This window comes from Anoxybacillus sp. (assembly GCF_036834105.1).
GTDB lineage: Bacteria > Bacillota > Bacilli > Bacillales > Anoxybacillaceae > Anoxybacillus.
On sequence record NZ_DAITON010000178.1, the window covers coordinates 1 to 3594 of the forward strand.

The following is a 3594-nucleotide window of genomic DNA, read 5'->3' on the forward strand; positions in this document are numbered from 1 at the left end:
CTCCTTTTTTTGTTTGGTTGTAAATTTATGTTAGTAAATTTGCTCATCTACAGAAAGTGAATAACAAATAAACAAAAAGGTAAGTGACCAGCTTACCTTTTTGTTTCATATTTAAAAAATGTCAACATTCCGTACGACGAAAAAGTACTTTCTATTTGTTGTGATACAAAAAAATTAGCGATAAAATTTTCTTGAAAAAACATATACTTTTTAAAATTTGTCAACAATCGTTGCTGGCCAAGGAGGTGGGTGTATGTATATATCAGCAAGAGAAAGAAAAATATTGGATCTTTTATTGTTGCATCCAAAAGGAGTTACAGTAGGAGAAATAGCTAAGCAATTAGATGTTAGTGAACGAACCGTTCATCGCGATTTAAAAGGTGTTGAACAAGTCATTGAAGCGTACGACTTGCAACTAATCAAAAAAGCAGGTGTTGGAATTCAAATTGTCGGTGACGAAGACAAAAAGCATCAATTGCAAATGTATTTGTTCCGTTTATCACATACGGAATATACGCCAGAAGAGCGGCAAACGATGATTTTAATTGCTTTATTAGAGTCAGGAGAGCCGGTGAAATTAATCTCTCTTGCCAACGATTTAAACGTCACTGTCGCCACCATCAGCAACGATTTAGACAAAATTGAAGAAAAAGTAAAAAAACATAGTCTTTCCCTCGTTCGAAAAAGAGGGTATGGAGTAGAAATTTGCGGCTCTGAGGCGGCAAAGCGTAAAATGATGAGCGAACTGTTATTTGATCATTTTGATGAGTCACACTTTTTTTCACTCATGAAAGAATCTATACAAAAAAAATCAACCGATCTTGTAAATACGGTAACCGAGAAACTGCTTGGATTTGTCGATAAGAAAAAATTATTCATGATTGAGCAGGAAATTGAAGCGATGAAAGATGATCTCCCATTCACCATTGCCGATAGTTCGTATATCGCGCTCGTCATTCATCTGGCTCTAGCAATTGAGCGCATTATGCAGGGAGAAGCTATTCATTTTGATGCTCAACATTTGCAGACAATTCGTGCTACAAAAGAATACGAGACAGCAGAAAAAATCGCTAAAAGGTTAGGGGATATATTCCATATTGTTATCCCTAACGAAGAAATTGGCTATATTACGATGCATTTAATGGGGGCAAAGTTGCGAGCCCGTCGCGGATATATGCTAGAGGAAGCAAGTTTGGAAATTGCGATGAAGGTGCAGGAGCTTATTCGTTTTGTGAGCGATGAAATAGGTGTTGATTTCACAGATGACTATCCACTGTATGAAGATCTAGTCGTTCACTTGAAACCAGCTTTATATCGCATTCAACATCATATGGGAATTACGAATCCATTGCTTCATAAAATTATGCAAGATTATAGCGAGCTGTTTGATGTTGTTGAACGGGGTGTGGGTCATGTATTCCCGCATATGACGGTACCGAGAGAAGAAGTCGGATATTTAGTGCTTCATTTTGCATCAGCACTACTACGTGATAAGCAAGGAGTTCGTGCGCTTGTCATTTGTTCAAGTGGAATTGGGACGGCAAAAATATTAGCTACTCGTTTAAAAAAAGAAATACCAGATATCTCCTATATTGAACAAAAATCGTTTTTTGATGTTCGGTACATGGATGTCAACGAATATGATCTTATTGTATCAACGGTTCCGATTCATACGTCTCAACCATATTTTCTTGTAAACCCGATGTTGTCGGAAGAAGAAGTTGCTTCGATACGGCAATTTTTAAAAAAGAAAATGTTTTCTTCTCGCGGGCAAAAAGCAACTCCGACGAAAAGGGGCATCGAAAAAATTCGTTCGATTCAAGTTGTAAGCGAAACGATCGTTCAGTTATTAAATGGTTTTTCTATGAGGGAGTTGTCTTCTTGCTCGCTCCAAGATGCGTTAATAGATGCGTGTACACAACTTGAGCAACATGGTGTCATTCGTACAAAAGGGCTAGTTGTCGAACAATTGTTGCGGCGGGAACAAGCTGGTGGATTAGGAATCCCGAATACGTCTTTAGCGTTATATCACGCGCGAAGCGAAGCGGTGTTGTTGCCGTCATTTACGATATATACACTTACACATCCGCAAACGGTAATCGGTATGGATCAGCGGCCGATGCAAATGGATCGTCTGCTGCTGTTACTAGCGCCAAAAGATGCGCAGGACGGTATGTTACAAGTTCTCAGTCATGTCAGTTCGCTCATTATTAAAGACGGAGAAAGTATGGAATTATTTTCAAAAGGGAATAAAGAACAAATTCATACATTTTTAAGTACACAGTTAGAAAAATTTTTTTACGAACAACTTCAACAGCATAAGGAGTGAATCATAATGGCAGTTCTAGCAAAAGAAAACATCGTACTAGGTGCAAAAGTGAAAACGAAAGAAGAAGCGATTCGATTAGCGGGTCGTATTTTAGTTGAGCAAGGATATGTAGAGGAATTTTATATTGATAAAATGTTTGAGCGAGAGGCGCTAACATCAACATATATGGGCAATTTTGTGGCGATTCCGCACGGTACAGAAGACGCAAAAAAACTCGTGAAACAAGCAGGTTTGTCAATCGTTCAAGTACCGAATGGCGTTGACTTTGGCGAGGGGAATATAGTGAAAATTTTAATTGGTATTGCAGGTAAGGACAATGAACATCTAGACATTCTTTCAAAAGTCGCAATTGTATGTTCTGAGGAAGAAAACGTTCAAAAGATGATTGCAGCAACGACTGTAGAGGAAATTTTGCAATTATTAAGTGAGGTGAAATAACATGTTAGCGGTTCATTTTGGCGCAGGAAACATAGGAAGGGGATTTATCGGCAGTTTGTTGTCACAGTCAGGATATGACGTTGTATTTGTCGATGTAAATGAAAAAGTTGTAGAAGCGCTCCAGGAAAAAGGGCAGTATGAAGTGGTGATCGCAGGAGAAACGACGGAGAGACAAGTTGTTCGTAATGTATCGGCGCTGCATAGTCAACATCAACGAGATGAAATCATTGATCATCTTGCTCGTGCCCATTTAGTGACAACGGCTGTCGGCCCAAATGTATTACCGCTTATTTCACAAACAATTGCACAAGGGCTACAAAAACGATTAACGATATGCGCGCCGCCTGTGCATGTCATTGCTTGCGAAAACATGATCGGTGGTAGTGAATATTTAAAAAAATATGTATGGGAACACCTATCAGAACAAGAACAGGCATCTTTAAAAGACAAATGTGCTTTTTTAAATTGTGCTGTCGATCGGATTGTTCCAAATCAAAGCCACGAAGATCCGTTAACGGTTGTTGTTGAGCCGTTTTTCGAATGGGTTGTTGAGACGAAACAAGTGATTGGAAATGTTCCACACATTATCGGTGCCCGTTTTGTTGACGACTTACAGCCATACATCGAAAGAAAATTGTTTACTGTTAACACAGGACACGCAATCGCTTCTTATTTAGGGTATCGTAAGAAATACGGGACGATTCATGAAGCGATGGCAGATCGGGATATTTTTGCTGATGTGACAAATGCTTTACGTGAATCAGGGAGAGTGCTTGTTCATCAATACGGTTGGGATGAAGCTGAACATCAAGCGTATATGGAAAAGA

At 39.0% G+C, this 3594-nt stretch carries 3 protein-coding genes; all 3 read left to right on the plus strand.

Annotation, left to right across the window (positions count from 1 at the left end; all coding sequences use genetic code 11):
• Window positions 1-253: 253 nt before the first annotated feature.
• On the plus strand, window positions 254-2329 hold the full coding sequence (locus V7Z64_RS12375) for a BglG family transcription antiterminator (protein WP_297988879.1): 2076 nt from the start codon (window positions 254-256) through the stop codon (window positions 2327-2329).
• A gap of 6 nt (window positions 2330-2335) precedes the next feature.
• Window positions 2336-2767 (plus strand): PTS sugar transporter subunit IIA, encoded by a 432-nt coding sequence (locus tag V7Z64_RS12380; RefSeq protein WP_297988882.1) that lies wholly within the window; start codon window positions 2336-2338, stop codon window positions 2765-2767.
• A gap of 1 nt (window position 2768) precedes the next feature.
• Window positions 2769-3594, plus strand: an 826-nt coding sequence (locus V7Z64_RS12385) for a mannitol-1-phosphate 5-dehydrogenase (RefSeq protein WP_334110593.1), incomplete at its 3' end; no start/stop codon positions are given.